The following is a 17,646-nucleotide window of genomic DNA, read 5'->3' as shown; positions in this document are numbered from 1 at the left end:
TACTGTGCCGTCAACCGAGGGATAGGGGACGAACGGTGCGGAACAACCGGCGCTGGGCCTGGCGGGCGGGGATCGCCGCGGTGCTGATCGGGTGGCTGCTGCTGGGCGCGGTCGGCGGGCCGACGGTCGGCAAGCTGAGCGAGGTCCAGGAGAACGACAACGCCAACTTCCTGCCGAAGCAGGCCGAGTCGACGCTGGTCAACAACGAGTCGGCCAAGTTCGTCGACAACAAGGCGCTGCCGTACTTCGTGCTGATCCAGCGCGACAGCGGGATCACCCCCGCCGACGTGACCGCGGCGAACGCTTTCCTCGCCAAGGTCCCGTCGATCCAGCTCGGCGACGGCAAGACGATCGGTGGGTATCTGGCCGCACCGGCCAAGACGATCATCCCGTCGGCGGACAAGAAGGCCCTGCTGATCACCCTGTCACTGAACGGCGACAATCTCGATGACGTCGTGAAGAACGGTGAGACCGCGCTGTTCGCGGTCGCCGACGAGATGCGCACCGAGATCAAGCAGTCGCTGACGCCGACCGGGTTGCAGGTCTACGTGACCGGTCCGGGTGGCGTGTTCGCCGACTTCGTCACCGCGTTCGGCGGGATCGACGGGATCCTGCTCGGCGTCGCGCTGGCGGTCGTGTTCGTCATCCTGCTGATCGTCTACCGCAGCCCGATCCTGCCCATCGCAGTACTGTTCACGGCTGTTCTCGGGCTCGCGCTGGCCGCTTCGGTGGTCTACCCGCTGGCCAAGAACGACGTGATCGAGCTGAACGGGCAGAGTCAGGGCATCCTTTTCATCCTGGTCGTCGGAGCCGCGACGGACTACTCACTGCTGCTCGTCTCGCGGTACAAGGAAGAGCTGCACGACTACGAGAGCAAGTACCAGGCGATGCGCGTCGCCTGGCGGGCCGCGGTCGAGCCGATCGCCGCCAGCGCGGCCACGGTCATCCTCGGCCTGCTCTGCCTGCTGCTCTCCCAGCTAGGCAGCACGAAGGGTCTCGGCCCGGTCGGTGCCATCGGCATCGCCGGCGCGCTGATCTCCGCGATGACGTTCCTGCCCGCGATCCTGCTCGCCTTCGGCCGGCGGATCTTCTGGCCGGCCATCCCCCGCCTCGACCACGTGCACGCCAAGGACCAGGTCGGCGGCCGCAAGCTGTGGGGTCGCGTCTCCGGCCTGGTCGGCCGCAGCCCGCGCAAGGTCTGGGCGATCTCGGCGCTTGCGCTGATCGCCTGCGGCGCCTTCCTGCCGACCTTCAAGGCCAACGGCATCTCGCAGGAGGACCTGTTCCTCAACAAGGTCGAGTCCGTCACCGGTCAGGAACAGCTCGCCAAACACTTCGACGCCGGCTCCGGTACGCCGGTGCAGATCCTCACGCCGGCCGACCAGGCCGAGAAGGTCGTTCAGACCGCGTTGAAGGTCGACGGGATCGGTGCGGCATCCGCGTCGGTGGCGCCCGGCGTACCGCCGAAGGTTGTCGACGGCAAGGTTCTGGTGCAGGCGACGCTCAAGGTCGCGGCCGACTCCCCCGAAGCGACCAAAGTGGTCAAGCACCTGCGGTCCGAGCTGGACACGGTCGGCCCGGACGTCCTGGTCGGCGGCAACACCGCGATCAACCTCGACGTGATGAACGCGAGCAACCGCGACCTCAAGGTGATCATCCCGGCCATCCTCGCGGTCATCTTCGTGGTGCTGATGCTCTTGCTGCGCTCGGTCGTCGCGGCGATCCTGCTGGTGGTCTGCAATGTGCTCTCGTTCGGCGCGACGGTCGGGATCAGCGCGCTGGTCTTCAACCACCTCTTCGACTTCCCCGGCGCGGACGCGTCGATCCCGCTCTACGCCTTCGTCTTCCTGGTTGCCCTAGGCATCGATTACTCGATCTTCCTGATGACCCGGGTCCGGGAGGAGTCCCTCGAGCAAGGCACCCGGCCCGGCATCCTGACCGGCCTGGCCGTCACCGGCGGCGTCATCACCTCGGCCGGTGTCGTCCTGGCAGCCACCTTCTCCGCGCTCGGCGTCGTACCGATCCTCTTCCTGGCCCAGATCGCCTTCATGGTCGGCTTCGGCGTCCTCCTCGACACCACCGTCGTCCGCTCCCTCCTCGTCCCCGCCCTCTCCCACGACATCGGCCCCAATATCTGGTGGCCCAGCAAACTCGCCAAGGCTTCGGAGTAACCCATGGAGCGCTTCGAGGCGATCATCCAGTCAGCCACTGGCGGCGGCGCCTACGTCGAAGTACCCGCCGAGGTCGTCACCGCCCTCGGCGGCGGCGGCCGCATCCCCGTCGAAGCAACCTTCGACGGCATCCCCTACCGCGGCTCCATCGCCTCGATGGGCGGCTGCCTGGCCCTAGGCATCCTGAAACAGATCAGAACGGAACTCGGCAAAGCCCCCGGCGATCCGATCACGGTCACCGTCATCCGCGACACCGCCGAGCGAACAATCGACGTACCGGACGACTTCGCAGCAGCCCTGACCGCAGCCGGCGCCCGAGAAACCTTCGACAACCTCTCCTTCAGCCACCGCCGAGAACACATCACCGCCATCACCGAAGCCAAAAAGCCCGAAACCCGAGCCCGCCGAATCACCAAAGCAGTAGAGATGCTCACCATCAAGTAAGCCATCCCACCCGTCCGCTACCCCGGCGCCCCTCCACCCGGCGAACATGTTCAGCGCCCGGCGGGGGTGTCCCGATCAACAGGAACAAGTTCTCCGCCAACCCTGTCAGCACACTCACTCAGGCGGCGGGCAGCCGCGGTACGGGCGATTGATCCTGTCGGTTGGGACGCTCCTCACCCCATCCGCTGCTTCAGCGCCTCCCGAATGGTGGCGATCACCCACTCCGGCTCGTTGAGGATCTGCTGGTAGGTGAAGCGCAGCACCAGCCAGCCTGCTGCCACCAGTTCGTCGTACCGGCGGCAATCGGCAGCGAAATCTGCGCGCGATCCGTGGAACTCGTAGCCCTCGACCTCCACGGCGATCCTGGCCTTCCGATGCCCGAGATCGACCCGTGCCCAAAACCTGCCCCGCCGGATCACGACCTGTGGCTCGAAGTCCTCGAGACCTGCAGCGAGCACGAGCGCGCGCATCATCGACTCGAGGAAGCTCCCGGACGCGACAGTGGCGACAGCTGCCACCCGACGCAGGTTCAGCACGCCAGGCCCGCGCAACGTCAGGCTCGCCGCAATCAGTCGCAGGTGGGACAACTCGGCAGCCAATGCGGCGTCGGCGACTGCGAGTGCCTCGCCGAACGGCAGTATCCGGGCGCAATCCAGTACTGTCCGGAGCAGAGACGTCAGCCGAGGCTGCCGGTCCTTCGGGTCGATCGTCGCCCAGTGCAGTACGGCAGGAGGTCCTTCCCGCGGACGACGTTTGGCGGGCACGGTGATGTGCGGCTTCTCCGGCGGTGTGAGCAGCGGAAGCCCCCACGCCAGTGCCGCACTCTGGTGCGAGACGATTCCGTCGTAGGCGATCGCAACCTGCTCGGCGTCGGCTGGACCTGGCAGACCATAGACCCCTTTCGTCAGCCGCACGACCGCGCCCGACCGCACCGCAGCCGCCAGCGCTCGCTTGGAGGTGGCGCGAGTCAGCTGGGCGGAGGTGGCCCGACCACCCAGTCGAGCCAGCACGTCGGGTAAGGATTCCACCGGCTGATCTTGCCGGTTGACGCCGTGCGCGCGCTGAAGTTCATCCACAGGCTGTCCCGATCAACAGGAACAAGTTCTCCGCCAACCCGGTCAGCACGCTCACTCAGGCGTCGGTCGGGACGGGCCTACTGCGGCTGGGTTGCGGCGAGGGTGGCCAACTCGGTGCGGTTGGAGATGTTGAGTTTGGCGTAGACGTGAGCCAGGTGGGTTTTGACGGTGCCTCGGCTCATGTAGAGGCGGGTGGCGATCTCGGGGTTGGTGAGGCCCTCGACGGCCAGCGCGACCACCTGGCGTTCGGTGGGGGTGAGGCTGGGCCAGCCGGTGGAGGGGCGGCCGCGGGCACCTCGCGTACGGCGTACGTAGGCGACCGCTTCGTCGAGAGTCAGGTCGGCCAGAGTGGCACCGAGTGGGCGGTTGGTGTGTTCGGCGAGTTTCGTCAACGCTGTCAGGCTTTCCGGCCAGTAGAGGCGAAGAGCGTGGTCGACGCGGAGAGTCAGGGCTTCGTGGAAGAGGTCGGACGCCTTGTCGGGGTCGTCCTGCAGTTTCAGGTAGCCCTGCTGTTCCAGTGCATCGGCTAGTGGGCGCGGAAGGTTGTAGCGCTTGCTGAGGTGGACAGCGCGGTCGAGGACGGTGGCGGACTCGGCTGTCTGACCGGCGCGACGGAGAGCGGCGCCGAGGGTGGGGAGCATCATCGCGGGGACGTAGGTCTCGGCGATCGGGCCTTCGGTCGGGGTGTCCTGACGGAGCCACTTGATTGCCTGCTCGAATTCGCCGGCGCGGTAATGCAGTTCGCCCATCGCCCAGCCGAGCCCGGGCACCATCGCGCCGGCCTCTTCGACCAGCCGGACGAACGGTTCCAGCAAGGCGAACCCCTCGTCGATCCGCCCATCTCTCCCGAGCAGCGTCGCCAGCTGCGCCCGGGCCACCCCGACGCGATGGAAGTCTCCGAGTGGCGCGGCGACCGCGAGCGTTCGTTCCGCGGTCTCGATCGCTTGCTGCAGGTCGCCGGTCGACGCCTGACTGCCGGAGAGCAACATCAGCACGCTGGCCGCGATCCCGCGCTCACCCCGGGCGATCAGCCCATCGGCAACTGTCTCCAGCAACGGACGAGCTTCCTCATGCCGGTCCCACATCACCAGGAGCTGACACCGCAACGCCAGGTTGGCGTCCCGCGCACTCGCATCCCCGATCGACTCGGCCAGTTCCGCGCCTTCGCCCGCCAGCTCCCACGCCTGCTGGAGATCCGAGAACACCTTGCCCAAAGCAACCATCGCCAGGCAGTGCGCCCGCAACCGGTCGTCCCCGAGTTCGATGGCGAGTTCCAGTCCGCGTTCCGCCGCATCGAACTCGAACGGACTCGCAGTGTCGGCCACCGAGGCGTACCCGAACAACAACCGCGCCTGCACCAGCGACCGATCCTCGGGCGCCACCTCGATCGCCCGCCGCAGGTACCTGATCCCCTCCTGCCCAGTAGCCCCCAGATTCCACAACCACGCCACCGCAGCCGCCAACCGCCGCCCCGACTCAGCTGGTCCCCCCACAGCGAACGCATGGTCCAGGGCGGCGCGGTAGTTGTCTCGGTCCGGCTCTATGTGGGTGCGCCAGGCGTCTCGGTTTTGGTTGAGGAGCGGTTCGGCGGACTCGGCGATGGTGAGGTAGTGAGCCAGGTGAAGGTCTTCGGCGAGTTCCCGTTCGCCGGCGTCGGCCAGCTGGGCGGCGGCGTACTCGCGGATCGTCTCGAGCAGGCGATAGCGCGCCTCTTCTGCGACGACGAGCGACTTGTCCACGAGGCGGCCGAGGGTGTCGAGTACGGCGGGGTTCTCGCAGACTGCGCGGGCCGCGTCGAGGGTGAAGCCGCCGGAGAACACCGCGAGACGTCGGAAGACCGCTCGTTCGGACTCGTCGAGGAGGTCGTGGCTCCAGTCGATGGAGGCGGCCAGCGTCTGCTGACGGGCGGCAACGCCTCGGGTGTTTCGGACCAGCAAGCCGAATCGGTCGTCCAGGCCGGCCTCGATCTGAGCGGGAGTGAGGGTCCGCAGCCAGGAGGCGGCTAGTTCGATCGCCAGTGGGATGCCGTCGAGGCGGCGGCAGATGGATCGGATCGTGCTCGCGTCACTCTCGGCCAGCTCGGCACCTGCGCGATCGGCTCGATCGGCGAAGAGTTCGGGGCCTTCGCCTGCGGTCAGTGGCGGCACTCGGCGTACTAGTTCGCCCGGCACGTCCAACGGCTCGCGACTGGTGGTGAGCACGGTGATCTCCGGGCAGGAGGTCTGCAGCGCGACCACCAGCTCGGCGACCGGGTCGAGCAGATGTTCGCAATTGTCCAAGCAGAGCAGGAGTTTCCGGTCGCGCAACTGGCCGGCCAGCAGGCGAGCGTCACCAACCGGTACGCCGATCGTCGACGCCACCAGCTCGGGAACCTGTCCGTCGTCGGTCACCGCGGCGAGGTCGATCCACCAGACTCCGTCCGGCCACCGGTCCGCCGATTCGGCCGCAACCTGAGCCGCCAGCCGCGTCTTTCCGGCCCCACCCGGACCGCTCAACGTCATCAGCCGAGTGGCCGCCAGTTGCGTCTTGATCGCTCCCAGCTCAGCCCGCCGCCCGACGAACGACGTGAACATCACCGGCAGACTGCCCGCCGACGCCCCCAGCGCACGAGGTGCCGCCACCACCTCCCCGACCGCGAACAACCGCTCCCCCGCCCCCAGATCCAGCAACCGATGCACCCCAAGATCAACCACCTCGCCAGCGCTCTCGGCGGTTTGGGCTGTCAGGAGGGTTTGGCCGGGGTTGGTCGCCTCGTTCAGGTGGTTGGCGTGCCGGAGTACCTCACTCTGCGAGAACCCTGTGTGGAGGGCGATTCGGAGCAGGTGACCGGCGGGGATCGCGCGCGCGTGCTCACGGAGTACGAGGGCCGCTGCCACAGCCGCGGACGGGGTGTCGAAGAGGACGACCGGCCAGCCGGCGTTGCGTAGTACGACCTTGTGGCCTGGCAGTGCAGCTGCCAGCTCGTCCAGGCGCACGTACGCCGGCGCCGACACCGCCCCGGCATCCGGCGCATAAGACGCCACCAGCGCAGTCAGAGTCTCCACAGCCGAAGTCTGCCCTGCGCCCGGATCACCCCTCGCCGAGGCCGGCGGTGCGGGCTTTGATGATGGCTTCGGGGCGGCCGGCGACCTGGAGTTTGGCGAAGATGCTGGTGATGTGGTTGCCGACCGTGGCGGGTGCCAGCCGGAGACGACTCGCGATCGCGGCGTTACCGAGGCCGGCGGCGATCAGGTCGAGGACCTCGCGTTCGCGCGGGGTGAGTTCGGGGAACGCGGGTCGGCCGGGCCGCGGACCCGACAGATAGGCGAGCGCCCGGCGTGCGATCCCCGGCCCGAAGATCGCCTCGCCGGCGCTGACCGCGGCGATCGCCCGGATCACGTTGTCCGGCGCGGCACCCTTCAGCACGTACCCCCGCGCCCCCGCCCGCATCGCCGCGAACACCGACTCGTCGTCGTCGAACATGGTCAGCATCAGTACGGCGACCTCGGGCGCGACCTTCGCGATCTCGCGGGTCGCTTCGATCCCGGTCAGATCGGGCATCTGGATGTCCATCACCAGTACGTCGGGCCGCAGTGTCACCGCCGCGCGGACCGCCTCCGCGCCGGTCGCCGCAGTACCGACGAGTTCATACCCGTGATGCGCCGACAGCAGCGCCCCGAGCCCCTCCCGGACGATCCCATGATCGTCCGCAACCACGATCCGCACACTCATCGCCGGTCCGCCTCCGTCAGGGGCAGTACGACGTCGATCGTGCAACCGGTTCGGTCGTACCCGATCTCGCACTGCCCACCAAGCTCCGCCGCTCGCTCCTTGATCGAGGTGAGCCCGACGCCCGGCGTCCACCGGGAGCCGACGTTCACCCCGTTGTCGCAGACGCCCAACCGCAGGACGTCACCATCGACAGTAAGCCGTACGGCGGCCGCCGTCGCGCCCGAATGCCGGATCACGTTCGTCACCGCCTCGGTGGCGATCCGATACGTCGCGACCTCGACCGCGGCCGGCAACTCACCCACACTCGCCGGAGCATCGACCGTCACCGTCAGCGCACCGCCGTCGGCCCGTTGCGAAACCATCGCCGCATACTCGCGCAGCGCCCCCACCAACCCGAGCCCGTCCAACGCGGGCGGGCGCAACGCGTACACCAGCCGCCGGATCTCCTCGATCGCGCCGATCGCCTGATCCCGCAACTCGGCCAGCAGCTCCGAACTCCGCTCGGGCTCGGTCGCGATCAACCGCCGCGCCGCATCCGCATTCAGCACCACAGCCGTCAGCACCGGACCGAGCCCGTCGTGCAGATCGCGACGCATCCGCCGGCGCTCCTCCTCGCGACCCGAGATGATCCGCTCCCGCGAATCCCGGAGATCGTCCGCCAGCCCCCGAGCCTGTACTGCGACCGCCAGCGGCGCCGCGAGCAACGCCAGGACCTCCTCGTCAGCCGCGTTCAACCGCGACTCTCCAGAACGCAACCCGATCACGAGCTCACCGAGGCACTCATTCCCTGAGCGCAACGAAATCGCATGCCGAGCCGCCGGCAGTACGCCGTACTCCGCCAGCTGGTTGCCGTCGACAACGATTGCGGCAGCCGGGAAGCGCATGACCCGGCACAGGGCGGCCAGTACGCCGGTGAGCCCGCCGGCTGCTCCGATCTGCGCACCGACCTCGGCGATGGCGCGCGCCGGGTCGCGCCGGGCACCGTAGAAGGCCCGCTGGATGAAGCGCTGCAGCCAGACCCGGACGGGATTGAACGCGAGCGCGATCAGCAATGTCGCGATGACCGACGAGTTGAGGGAGACCTGGCGGCGTACGGTCTGATCGAGGAGCGCGATCAACCCGATGTAGCCGGCCACCACGCCACCGGTGAGCAGCAGGTAGAGAACCGAACGCGAGACAGCCAGGCGGATGTCGAGCAACTGATAGCGCAGTACGGCGATCGCAATCGCCAATGGGATCAGCAGAAGCGGCAGAACGCCGAGCACCAACGACTCGGTCGCCAGAATTGTCTGGAGCCCGAAGCAGGCCACGATGACGAGCATGGCGAGCAGCAGCCAGAGGATCTGACGGCGAATCTGCTCGGTGCCGCGGCGGTACCGCAGTACGAGAGCTGCCAGCGCGGCGAGGAAACTGACCGCCAGACCGGCACCGCTGATTGCGCCGAGCAACTGATCGGTCTCGAAACCGGACCAGGCGGGATAGCCCGGGATCCCGATCTCGGCCGACAGCCCACCCTTGCGATCGAAGACGCCGGTCGCGGTCCACAGCACGGCATTCACCACGAGCACGGCGACCAGCCAGCGCCACCGGCGGCTCGGCAAGCGTCCGTCGGGGAACACCACCAACGACAGCGGAATGAAGAGTGCGAGTGCCGGAGACCAGCCGCCGTTCGTGAAGGTCGCCAGGATCCGCCAAGGCACCGTGGGTTCGCCCAGCCAGGCGAGGAGACTCAAACCAGTCGCGGTGGAGCCGTAGAAGCAGCCGCCCAGGAGCAGGGACCAGCCGACGAGATTTCGCGGGCGGTGGTAGGCGATCGGCCAGCCGGCGAGCGCGAGGGCCAGGCCGATCGCGGCGTTCGAGACGACGAAGAGGTCGGTGAGACGGGCCCAGGTCAGGTCCGAGGCGGTAGCGGCCACTGCGGTCAGGGCGGTCTCGATCAGGGCGAACGACAGCAGCACCCACGCCGCCGTACGGCGACCGCTGCTCTCGTCCATCTGCTCATCATCAGGCCACCGGCCCCCGGTCGAGTAGGGGCGCACCCCTGGATGACCCAGGAAGGTTTCTCGCCCTGCCCGTGAACCGAGCACCTGCCGAGCGGGGGCAATCGCAGCCGACGCTGAACCCGTCATAGTCATTCGTTGCTAGGAGTTCAGTCATGTCCGATACGCAGGTCGCTCTCGAAGCCAAACAAGCCCGTGATGTCCGTGGATTCTGGCGAGTCCTGCTCGCCGTGATCGCGCCGGTGCCGATGCTGTTCATGGGTCTCTACTACTTGATCAGCCCGGTCGACGGGGACGCGCCGTTCGAGAAGACGTTGGCCGCGGTCGCTGCCGATCCGGGGCGATTTCAGCTGATGCAGTGGCTGCAGGTGCCGTTCTTCCTGCTGATCGCGGCGATGTTCGCTGTCGCGTGGGTGGCTCGGCGCGGGGCTCCCCGGCTGGCGACCGCGGGTGGGCTGCTCGCGGTGGGTGGGATGAGTGCGGGGTTCTTCCTGCTGTCCGGGGTGGTCGGACCGGAGTACCTGGTGGTGCACGACGGGCTGGACGCCGGGCTGATGGCGAAGTTCGGGGATGCGATGGAGAAGCAGCCGACCGAGCAGATCGGCGGCCTGCTGTTCATCCTGGCGGTCACCTTCGGGCTGCTGTTGCTCGGGATCGCCTTGTGGCGCAGCCGGGTCGCACCCGCGTGGATGGGGTTCGCGCTCGCCTTCGGTGGTTTCACCCACCCGTTCATGCCTGGTCACCTCGCGGCCGGAGCAGGTCTGATCGTCGCCGCCATCGGTTTCGCCGGCGCCTCAGTGGCACTACTTCGTACGTCGAACGACGACTTCGACCTACCACCGCTTGCTCGGTGAAGTGTCGGGTCGCTTGTGGGGCTGGGGTTGGTTAGGGTCCAGGGGTGGGGGGTCGAGGGAATGAGGAGCCCATGGCGGACACCGCATCCACTGACCACGAGCGGTTCAACTTGCCGACGAAGAATCTACCGGCGCCTCAGGTGCGGGACCTGCCTGAGCCGCCGACCCAGACCTGGCGCATCGTCGGTCCGGGGATGGTGGGCGCCGGGGTCGGGCTCGCCTCCGGGGAATTCATCCTCTGGCCGTACATCTCCTCCCAGGTCGGGCTGGTGTTTCTCTGGGGCGCCGTGGTCGGCGTCGTCGTCCAGTGGTTCCTGAACATGGAGATCGAGCGGTACACGCTGGCCACTGGTGAGACAGCGTTGACCGGCTTCAACCGGTACGGCAAACACTGGGGATTGTTCTTCGCGATCATGACGTACTTCGCGAATCTCTGGCCCGGCTGGGCGACCAGCTCCGCCTCGATGCTCACCTACCTGTTCGGCGCCGGCGATCCACGCTGGATCGCGATCGGCATCCTGCTGGTGATCGGCGCGATCCTGACCCTGGCCCCGGTCGTCTACGTGATGCTCGAACGGCTGATCTTCGTCAAGATCGCGGCCGTCGCGCTGCTCGTCGTCCTGGCGCTGATCTTCGCGATCCGCGGCAAGACGTACAGCGCCCTCGGCCACGCCGTCACCCACCCCGAGTTCCCCGTCAACCAGCTCGGCTTCGCGTTGATGATGGGCGCGATCGCGTACGCCGGGGCAGGTGGCGGCCAGAATCTCTGCCAGAGCAACTGGATCCGCGACAAGGGCTTCGGGATGGGCATCCATGTCCCGCGGCTGACCTCACCGGTCACCGGCGAGGAGGAGGCGGACCCGACGGCGAACGGCTACACCTTCCCGCCCGACCAGGCGAACCTGGCCCGCTGGCGGCGCTGGTGGAAGTTCGCGAACCTCGAGCAGGCGATGACGTTCGTCGGGATCACCGTGGTGACGATCGTCTTCACCTCGATGCTGGCGCACGCGACCTTGTTCGGGAATCCCGCGGTCCAGAACAAGATCAGCTTCCTCAAGATCGAGGGCGTCACCCTGCAGTCGCTGGTCGGCGGCTGGTTCGGCTACCTGTTCTGGGCGATCGGCGCGTTCTCACTGTTCGCGGCGGCGGCCGGCATCGTCGACTACACCTCCCGGCTCGCGGCCGACATGATCAAGGCACGCTACCTGCGGACCTCCACCGTCACCGAGTCCAAGCTCTACTTCTGGCTGGTCTGGGGACTCGTTGCCTTCGGCATCCTGGTGCTGCTGGCCGGGTTGACCCAGCCGCTGGTGCTGCTGGTGATCTCGGCCTGTACGGCGGGCACGATGATGTTCGTGTACTCCGGCCTGCTGTGGTGGATGAACTCGCGCGCCCTGCCGCGGCCGATCCGGATCACCCGGCTGCGCGCCGGCGTGATGCTGTTCGGCTTCCTCGCCTTCGGCGCGCTGGCCGTCTTCACCATCATCGACCAGGTCAAGAACAACTTCTGACCGCAGCGGAGCGGTGGTGGGCCCGTCCGCCCGCCACCGCCCTGCCGTCCTTCACCAGGTCACGGTGCCCTGAACGCCACCTGGTTGTTGACCGCGTCGAAGGCGTCCTTGGCCAGCACCTGGGTCGCCTTCACCTGTCCGTACCAGACCGTCCCGCCGACGTTCGACTGGCTGGCGGCGAAGGTCAGCATCTGCTGCACGGTCAGCGCAGTGGCTCCACCGAAGGCCGCACTGGTGTTCTCGTAGCTGCCTGGGCAGCTGGATACTCCACCCGAGCCGTCGATCATCTTGCAGATCTTCGTCAGGTCGATCTTGACCGCACCGATCGGGCGGGGTGGCTTGATCGCGTTGCCTCCCGCCGCGCTGCTGAAGTAGACGTTGAGCGCCGTCGCCAGCATCTGCGGCTTCAGCATCGCGTTACACGTGCTACCCGAGCAGTTGGCGGCCTTGATCACGGTGGTGACATAGGTGCCGACTTGGGCGCACGTCGCCGTTGCGCTGAGATCCTGGAACGGCGCGTACTGGCGCAGCCAGGTGCCGGAGTTGCAGACCGTCCCGGCCTTTGACCCGCCGGTGATGATGCCCTGGCCGTTCTTGTTCTGCCAGAAGCCGATCGTCAGCGCACCGGTCTTGGCCGGCCCGCAGACCGTCACCTGGGCACTGGCCGAACCGGTCGTCCCGGTCGTGTTGGTGGTGAACATCGCGGTGTTGTCGTACGCGACGCAGTCATAGGCCGGTACGGCGATGACCCTGCTGTAGCTGAAGGTCGTCGGGTTCGCGTCACCGGCACAGACCGTCCCGAGCGCACCGGCGTACGAGTCGGTGACGTTCACGCAGTTGTCGATCAGGCTCTGCGCGAAGGCGATGTCACTGAAGATGAAGTTGGAGCTCCCGGCCGTCAGCGCGCCGACCGGGTCCACCGCCTGCTCCGGCCAGGTGGCCGTCGCGGTGTTGTCCAGTTGACCTTGTGGAGTCGCGGAGAGGTCGCAGCTGTAGGCGTAGTAGTTGTCGCCTGAGGCAACGGTCAGGTTCGTGGCCGCGCCCGCGTTGACGGTGCAGACCACGGTCACCGTGTAGTTGAAGGTCGCCGACCCACCGATCTGCTCGACCCTGGTCTTGTCGACGTTCTTACCGATCGTCCAGCTGTACGACGTGTCGTAGGAACCGGCGGCGTCCTTGGTGACAATGAGATCGCTGGCGCTGGTCGCACCGGATTGCACCTTGAACGCGTCGTACTTGCAGGCGCTCGGCAGCACCGGACCGGGGGCTTGGCAAACGGCAAGGATGTAGACGCCACCGGGGTTCGTGGTGTCGTCGTACGGGAACATTCGGACCTTGTTGTCCGAGAAGCCGTGGCTGCCGGCGTAGGTGATGACGCCGTTGCTGATGCTGAACGTGCGGTTCGAGTAGGCGTCGCCACCCGGATCGTCGGAGAGATTCGCCGTACCGCCGTCGTTGGGGTCGAGCTGCCCACCCGGCACCAGGACCGCGAAGAAGTAGGTTCCGTCGCCGAGTGCGGCCGCGTTCGGCAGGCCGCTCAGCCAGACGTCGTCCTTGCTGCTGTACAGATTGCAGTTGACGGCGACGGGCGGTCCGTTGAGACAGGCGCCGATGACCGTGACCCGGCCGATCGCCCGCAGGAACGCAGGCAGAACTGGATGAAGCATGACGGAACTTCCCCCCGTGGGAATGGATATGCCCGCCGCTGACCACTCTGCGTAGCCCAAATCGCCGGTCAGTCCGACTGTGCGCTCCGTGACCGATTACGTCACGTAGCGGTGGTGTCGTACGGCTGGGGGCCGCCGTTGACCGTCGTGAAGAGGGAGTAGAGGGACGTCGTCGCCGTGAGGAAGAGGCGGTTGCGCTTGGCGCCGCCGAAGCAAAGGTTGCTGACCGTCTCGGGAACCAGAAGTTTGCCGAGCAGGGTGCCGTCCGGGTGGTAAACGTGCACGCCGTCGGCCGCGGCTCCCCAGACCCGGCCCTCGGAGTCGAGGCGGATGCCGTCGAAGGCGCCGTTGCCGCACTCGGCGAACAGCTCACCACCGGACAGCGTGGAGCCGTCGACCCTGAAGACGCGGATGGTCGCTTCCTCCGTGTCGGTCACGTAGAGCAAGGAGCCGTCGTTGGAGAAGGCCAGCCCGTTCGGCCGGTTGAAATCGTCGGCGACCACGGCGAGCGTCCCGTCCGGATCCACCCGATAGACATGACAGCCGCCGACCTCAATGGAACCCTTGAACCCTTCGTAGTCACTGTCGATCCCGTACGCCGGGTCGGTGAACCACACCGTGCCGTCGGCCCGGGCCACCACGTCGTTCGGGCTGTTCAGCCGGCCGCCGTCCCGATGGGAGGCGAGCACCGTGATCGAGCCGTCGTGCTCGGTCCGGGTCACCCGGCGGTTGCCGTGCTCGCAGCTGACCAGCCGGCCTTCCTGATCGAGCGTGTGCCCGTTGGTGTTGCCGGCCGGGTTCCGGTACTCCGAGATCTGGTACGACGTCTCGTCCCAGCGCAGGATCCGGTCGTTCGGGATGTCGCTGAACAGCACGTACCGCCCGGCCGGCGAGTACACCGGACCTTCGAGCCATCGCCCGCCGGTCCACAACCGCTCCAGCCGCCCGTCACCCCGGATCCCCGCGAACCGGTCATCCAGCTTCTCCCACACCGCAGGAACGGTTCCGGCCAACGGCTCGAGCAAAGGCATGCAGCACTCCCAAGGACCGACGTTGTCACCCGAGATCGTACGGCTGTTTCGCTCCGTTCGTGGTGAGGAGCCAGGAGTAGACCGAGGCGTCCGTCCTGGTGAAGGTGCGGACCGCGAGCACCGAGCAGCTGCAGGCCACGCTGCGGTCGCTCCACCAGGTGGACGGCGTGACCAGCACTCAGACAGTCGTCGTGCTGGAGTCCTGCTTCGAACGGCCGCCCACGGTGATGTGACCAAGAACCTGTCACCTCTGAAGCGGACTTCACCCTAGACTCGGCTCGCCGAAGGGAGTTCAGCTGTGACTGACAGCAAGCGCATCACCAAGGTGCTGGTCGCGAACCGGGGCGAGATCGCCGTCCGGGTCGTCCGTGCCGCCGCCGACGCGGGCCTGGGCAGTGTCGCCGTGTACGCCGATCCGGACCGGGACGCCTTGTTCGTCCGGCTCGCCGACGAGGCCTATTCGCTCGACGGCGCGACACCGGCTGACTCCTACCTGAACATCGCCAAGATCCTGGACGTCGCGGCCCGCTCCGGCGCGGACGCGGTGCACCCCGGCTACGGCTTCCTGGCCGAGAACGCCGAGTTCGCCCAGGCGGTGATCGACGCCGGGCTGATCTGGATCGGCCCGCCACCGAGCGCGATCGACTCGCTCGGCGACAAGGTGAAGGCCCGGCACATCGCCGAGAAGGTCGGCGCCCCGCAGGTCCCCGGCACGCCCGACCCGGTGGCGAACGCCGACGAGGTGGTCGCCTTCGCCACGGAGTACGGACTGCCGATCGCGATCAAGGCGGCGTACGGCGGCGGTGGGCGCGGGATGAAGGTCGCGCGCACGATGGACGAGGTGCCGGAGCTGTTCGAGTCCGCGACCCGTGAGGCGATCAGCGCCTTCGGTCGCGGCGAGTGCTTCGTCGAGCGGTACCTGGACAAGCCGCGGCACGTCGAGACCCAGTGCCTGGCCGATGCCCATGGCAACGTCGTGGTGGTCTCCACCCGGGACTGCTCGCTGCAGCGCCGCTACCAGAAGCTGGTCGAGGAAGCGCCGGCGCCGTTCATCACGCCCGAGCAGCGGGAGATCCTCTACACCTCCTCCAAGGCGATCCTGCGCGAGGCCGGGTACGTCGGGGCCGGCACGTGCGAGTTCCTGATCGGCCAGGACGGCCTGATCTCGTTCCTCGAGGTGAACACCCGGCTGCAGGTCGAGCACCCGGTCAGCGAAGAGGTGACCGGTCTCGACCTGGTCCGGGAGATGTTCCGGATCGCCGACGGCGAGGAACTCGGCTACGACGACCCCGAGATCTCCGGTCACTCGATCGAGTTCCGGATCAACGCCGAGGACCCGGGCCGCGGCTTCCTGCCCGCCCCGGGCACGCTGACCAAGTGGCACGCGCCGTCCGGGCCGGGGATCCGGCTCGACGGCGGCTACGACCAGGGCGAGACCGTGCCCGGCTCGTTCGACTCGCTGGTGGCGAAGCTGATCGTCTCCGGCCGGGACCGGACCCAGGCGCTGGAGCGGTCCCGCCGCGCGCTGAAGGAGTTCGTCGTCGAGGGGATGCCGAGCGCGGTGCCGTTCCACCAGGCCGTGGTCAGTGACCCGGCCTTCGTCGGCACCGACGGCTTCCGGGTGCACACCCGCTGGATCGAGACCGAGTTCGACAACCGGATCCCGCCGTACGACGGGGGCACCGAGGGCACCGAGCCGCAGGAGCGGGAGAAGGTCACCGTCGAGGTCGGCGGGAAGCGCCTCGAGGTGGTGCTCCCGGCCGGTCTGGGTGCGTCGGCAGCCGCTGCCACGTCGGCCAAGAAGAAGCCCGCCAAGCGTGCGGGTGGCAGCGGCAAGGCGGCCGCCTCGGGCGACTCGCTGACCTCGCCGATGCAGGGCACGATCGTGAAGATCGCCGTCGAGGAGGGCGCGACGGTGGCCGAGGGCGACCTGATCGTCGTCCTGGAGGCGATGAAGATGGAGCAGCCGCTGAACGCGCACAAGGCCGGTACCGTGACCGGCCTGTCCGCCGAGGTCGGCGCCACCGTCGCCGCGGGTGCCGCCATCTGCGAGATCAAGGACTGACAACTTCTCGGCCCCTACACAGCGAGTTCTCAGGGAAACGCGCTAGGTTCCCTCCAGGATTGCCGCGCTCGGTTCGGTGAGGGAGAACTCTGCATGTCCAAGAAGACCCATCAGCAGCAGTTGGCGGCGCGCAAGGCCCAGCGCCAGGCCGAGCGTGATGCCGAACGCCGCCGCCAGCGACGGATGCTGGCGGTGACGCTCACCGCCATCGCGGCAGTGGTGGTCGTGATCGTCGGTCTGTTCGTCGTGCTCGGCAACAACGGCGACGACACCCCCGCCGCGAGCGACACGCCGTCGCCGTCGCAGTCGGCCGCTGCCCCGGGCCCGGAGAACAAGCCGAAGACGATCCCGACCGCGCTGGCGGCCGCGCCGAAGCGGACCACGCCGCTGGCGTCCGAGGTGGACTGCACCTACAAGAAGGGCGAGGCGGCGTCGAAGCCGGTCAACCCGCCGTCCAACGGCAAGGTGAAGGCCAGCGGTACGTCGAAGGTCACCCTCGGCACCTCGATCGGTGACCTGCACCTGACCCTGGACAGCGCGCTGGCGCCCTGCACGGTGAAGAGCTTCCTCAGCCTGGTCGGCCAGAAATACTTCGACAACACCAGTTGTCACCGGCTCACGGTCGGCGCCGGCCTCCAGGTGCTGCAGTGCGGCGACCCGACGAAGGACCCGGCCGCGCAGGGCAGCGGCGGTCCCGGCTACAGCTTCAACGACGAGGTGTACCCGCAGCTGAAGTACGGCCGCGGCATCCTGGCGATGGCGAACTCCGGCCCGAACACCAACGGCAGCCAGTTCTTCATCGTGTACGGCGACGCGTCGGCCCTCAACCCGGCGTACACGGCCTTCGGCACGGTCGACGCGGACGGGCTCAAAGCCATCGACAAGGTGGCCAACGCCGGCGTGATCCCCGGCCCGCAGGGCGGCCCGACCGACGGCCGGCCGTACATCCCGGTCGAGATCAAGACGGCCACCGCAGCCGCCTGATCCTCAACGACAGAAGCGGGGCCGGCCGAGGGGGGGGGGGGGGGGGGGTTTGGTTTGAGGGCCCCCACCCGGTCCCCCCCGGCGGCGCCGGCCCCCACCCCGGGGACAGGGACCAACGCCACAGAGGCACCC

13 protein-coding genes are annotated in these 17,646 nt (G+C 67.9%); 7 read left to right on the top strand and 6 right to left on the bottom strand.

Annotation, left to right across the window (positions count from 1 at the left end):
• The first annotated feature begins 35 nt into the window (after nucleotides 1-35).
• Both ABZ004_RS39185 and ABZ004_RS39180 read left to right on the top strand, forming a co-directional pair.
• Nucleotides 36-2,171, top strand: coding sequence for an MMPL family transporter (locus tag ABZ004_RS39185; RefSeq protein ID WP_355687177.1), 2,136 nt, complete (start codon nucleotides 36-38; stop codon nucleotides 2,169-2,171).
• Between the two features lie 3 nt (nucleotides 2,172-2,174).
• Nucleotides 2,175-2,615, top strand: coding sequence for a YdeI/OmpD-associated family protein (locus ABZ004_RS39180; protein WP_355687176.1), 441 nt, complete (start codon nucleotides 2,175-2,177; stop codon nucleotides 2,613-2,615).
• A 173-nt stretch (nucleotides 2,616-2,788) separates the two neighbouring features.
• On the opposite strand, the gene ABZ004_RS39175 is transcribed toward ABZ004_RS39180, so the two are convergent.
• From ABZ004_RS39175 to ABZ004_RS39160, 4 genes are all read right to left on the bottom strand, one after another.
• Nucleotides 2,789-3,643, bottom strand: a complete 855-nt coding sequence (locus ABZ004_RS39175) for a DUF559 domain-containing protein (RefSeq protein WP_355687174.1) — start codon at nucleotides 3,641-3,643, stop codon at nucleotides 2,789-2,791.
• A 125-nt stretch (nucleotides 3,644-3,768) separates the two neighbouring features.
• Nucleotides 3,769-6,735 carry a LuxR C-terminal-related transcriptional regulator gene (locus ABZ004_RS39170; RefSeq protein WP_355687173.1) on the bottom strand — a complete coding sequence of 989 codons (2,967 nt, stop codon included), beginning with the start codon at nucleotides 6,733-6,735 and terminating at the stop codon, nucleotides 3,769-3,771.
• A gap of 25 nt (nucleotides 6,736-6,760) precedes the next feature.
• The gene (locus ABZ004_RS39165; RefSeq protein ID WP_355687171.1) at nucleotides 6,761-7,402 is read right to left on the bottom strand and encodes a response regulator transcription factor; all 642 of its coding nucleotides are present in this window, start codon (nucleotides 7,400-7,402) and stop codon (nucleotides 6,761-6,763) included.
• A complete protein-coding gene (locus ABZ004_RS39160) occupies nucleotides 7,399-9,396 on the bottom strand; it encodes a sensor histidine kinase (RefSeq protein ID WP_355687169.1) in 1,998 nt (665 codons plus the stop codon). Before ABZ004_RS39160 ends, ABZ004_RS39165 begins: the two co-directional genes overlap by 4 nt.
• 161 nt (nucleotides 9,397-9,557) lie before the next feature.
• Here ABZ004_RS39160 and ABZ004_RS39155 point away from each other — a divergent pair, with 161 nt between their 5' ends.
• Together ABZ004_RS39155 and ABZ004_RS39150 are read left to right on the top strand one after the other, a co-directional pair.
• Complete coding sequence (locus tag ABZ004_RS39155) at nucleotides 9,558-10,256, top strand: hypothetical protein (protein WP_355687167.1); 699 nt, start codon at nucleotides 9,558-9,560, stop codon at nucleotides 10,254-10,256.
• 71 nt (nucleotides 10,257-10,327) lie between these two features.
• Nucleotides 10,328-11,767 carry an Nramp family divalent metal transporter gene (locus ABZ004_RS39150; protein ID WP_355687165.1) on the top strand — a complete coding sequence of 480 codons (1,440 nt, stop codon included), beginning with the start codon at nucleotides 10,328-10,330 and terminating at the stop codon, nucleotides 11,765-11,767.
• 59 nt (nucleotides 11,768-11,826) lie between these two features.
• Here the strand turns inward: ABZ004_RS39150 and ABZ004_RS39145 are convergent, their stop codons facing one another.
• Nucleotides 11,827-13,434: a hypothetical protein gene (locus tag ABZ004_RS39145; RefSeq protein ID WP_355687163.1), complete on the bottom strand. Its 1,608-nt coding sequence runs from the start codon at nucleotides 13,432-13,434 to the stop codon at nucleotides 11,827-11,829.
• A 101-nt stretch (nucleotides 13,435-13,535) separates the two neighbouring features.
• Nucleotides 13,536-14,465, bottom strand: coding sequence for an SMP-30/gluconolactonase/LRE family protein (locus tag ABZ004_RS39140; protein WP_355687161.1), 930 nt, complete (start codon nucleotides 14,463-14,465; stop codon nucleotides 13,536-13,538).
• A 98-nt stretch (nucleotides 14,466-14,563) separates the two neighbouring features.
• Here ABZ004_RS39140 and ABZ004_RS39135 point away from each other — a divergent pair, with 98 nt between their 5' ends.
• The 3 genes from ABZ004_RS39135 (at nucleotide 14,564) to ABZ004_RS39125 (ending at nucleotide 17,514) form a co-directional block, all read left to right on the top strand.
• Nucleotides 14,564-14,698, top strand: a complete 135-nt coding sequence (locus ABZ004_RS39135; protein ID WP_355687159.1) for an Lrp/AsnC ligand binding domain-containing protein — start codon at nucleotides 14,564-14,566, stop codon at nucleotides 14,696-14,698.
• A gap of 65 nt (nucleotides 14,699-14,763) precedes the next feature.
• Complete coding sequence (locus tag ABZ004_RS39130) at nucleotides 14,764-16,530, top strand: biotin carboxylase N-terminal domain-containing protein (protein ID WP_355687158.1); 1,767 nt, start codon at nucleotides 14,764-14,766, stop codon at nucleotides 16,528-16,530.
• Between the two features lie 93 nt (nucleotides 16,531-16,623).
• On the top strand, nucleotides 16,624-17,514 hold the full coding sequence (locus ABZ004_RS39125; RefSeq protein WP_355687156.1) for a peptidylprolyl isomerase: 891 nt from the start codon (nucleotides 16,624-16,626) through the stop codon (nucleotides 17,512-17,514).
• The last annotated feature ends 132 nt before the right edge of the window (nucleotides 17,515-17,646 follow it).

The organism is Kribbella sp. NPDC006257 (assembly GCF_040613535.1).
In the GTDB taxonomy this organism is placed as follows: domain Bacteria; phylum Actinomycetota; class Actinomycetes; order Propionibacteriales; family Kribbellaceae; genus Kribbella.
The sequence above is the reverse complement of the archived record's forward strand: the minus strand, read 5'-3'. Positions and strand labels throughout refer to the sequence as shown.

Excerpts from the sequence above, each read along its gene's own strand:
- ABZ004_RS39180 (WP_355687176.1), top strand. The coding sequence starts at position 2,175 with ATGGAGCGCTTCGAGGCGATCATCCAGTCAGCCACTGGCGGCGGCGCC.
- ABZ004_RS39165 (WP_355687171.1), bottom strand. The coding sequence starts at position 7,402 with ATGAGTGTGCGGATCGTGGTTGCGGACGATCATGGGATCGTCCGGGAG.
- ABZ004_RS39160 (WP_355687169.1), bottom strand. The coding sequence starts at position 9,396 with ATGGACGAGAGCAGCGGTCGCCGTACGGCGGCGTGGGTGCTGCTGTCG.
- ABZ004_RS39155 (WP_355687167.1), top strand. The coding sequence starts at position 9,558 with ATGTCCGATACGCAGGTCGCTCTCGAAGCCAAACAAGCCCGTGATGTC.
- ABZ004_RS39150 (WP_355687165.1), top strand. The coding sequence starts at position 10,328 with ATGGCGGACACCGCATCCACTGACCACGAGCGGTTCAACTTGCCGACG.
- ABZ004_RS39145 (WP_355687163.1), bottom strand. The coding sequence starts at position 13,434 with ATGCTTCATCCAGTTCTGCCTGCGTTCCTGCGGGCGATCGGCCGGGTC.
- ABZ004_RS39140 (WP_355687161.1), bottom strand. The coding sequence starts at position 14,465 with ATGCCTTTGCTCGAGCCGTTGGCCGGAACCGTTCCTGCGGTGTGGGAG.
- ABZ004_RS39125 (WP_355687156.1), top strand. The coding sequence starts at position 16,624 with ATGTCCAAGAAGACCCATCAGCAGCAGTTGGCGGCGCGCAAGGCCCAG.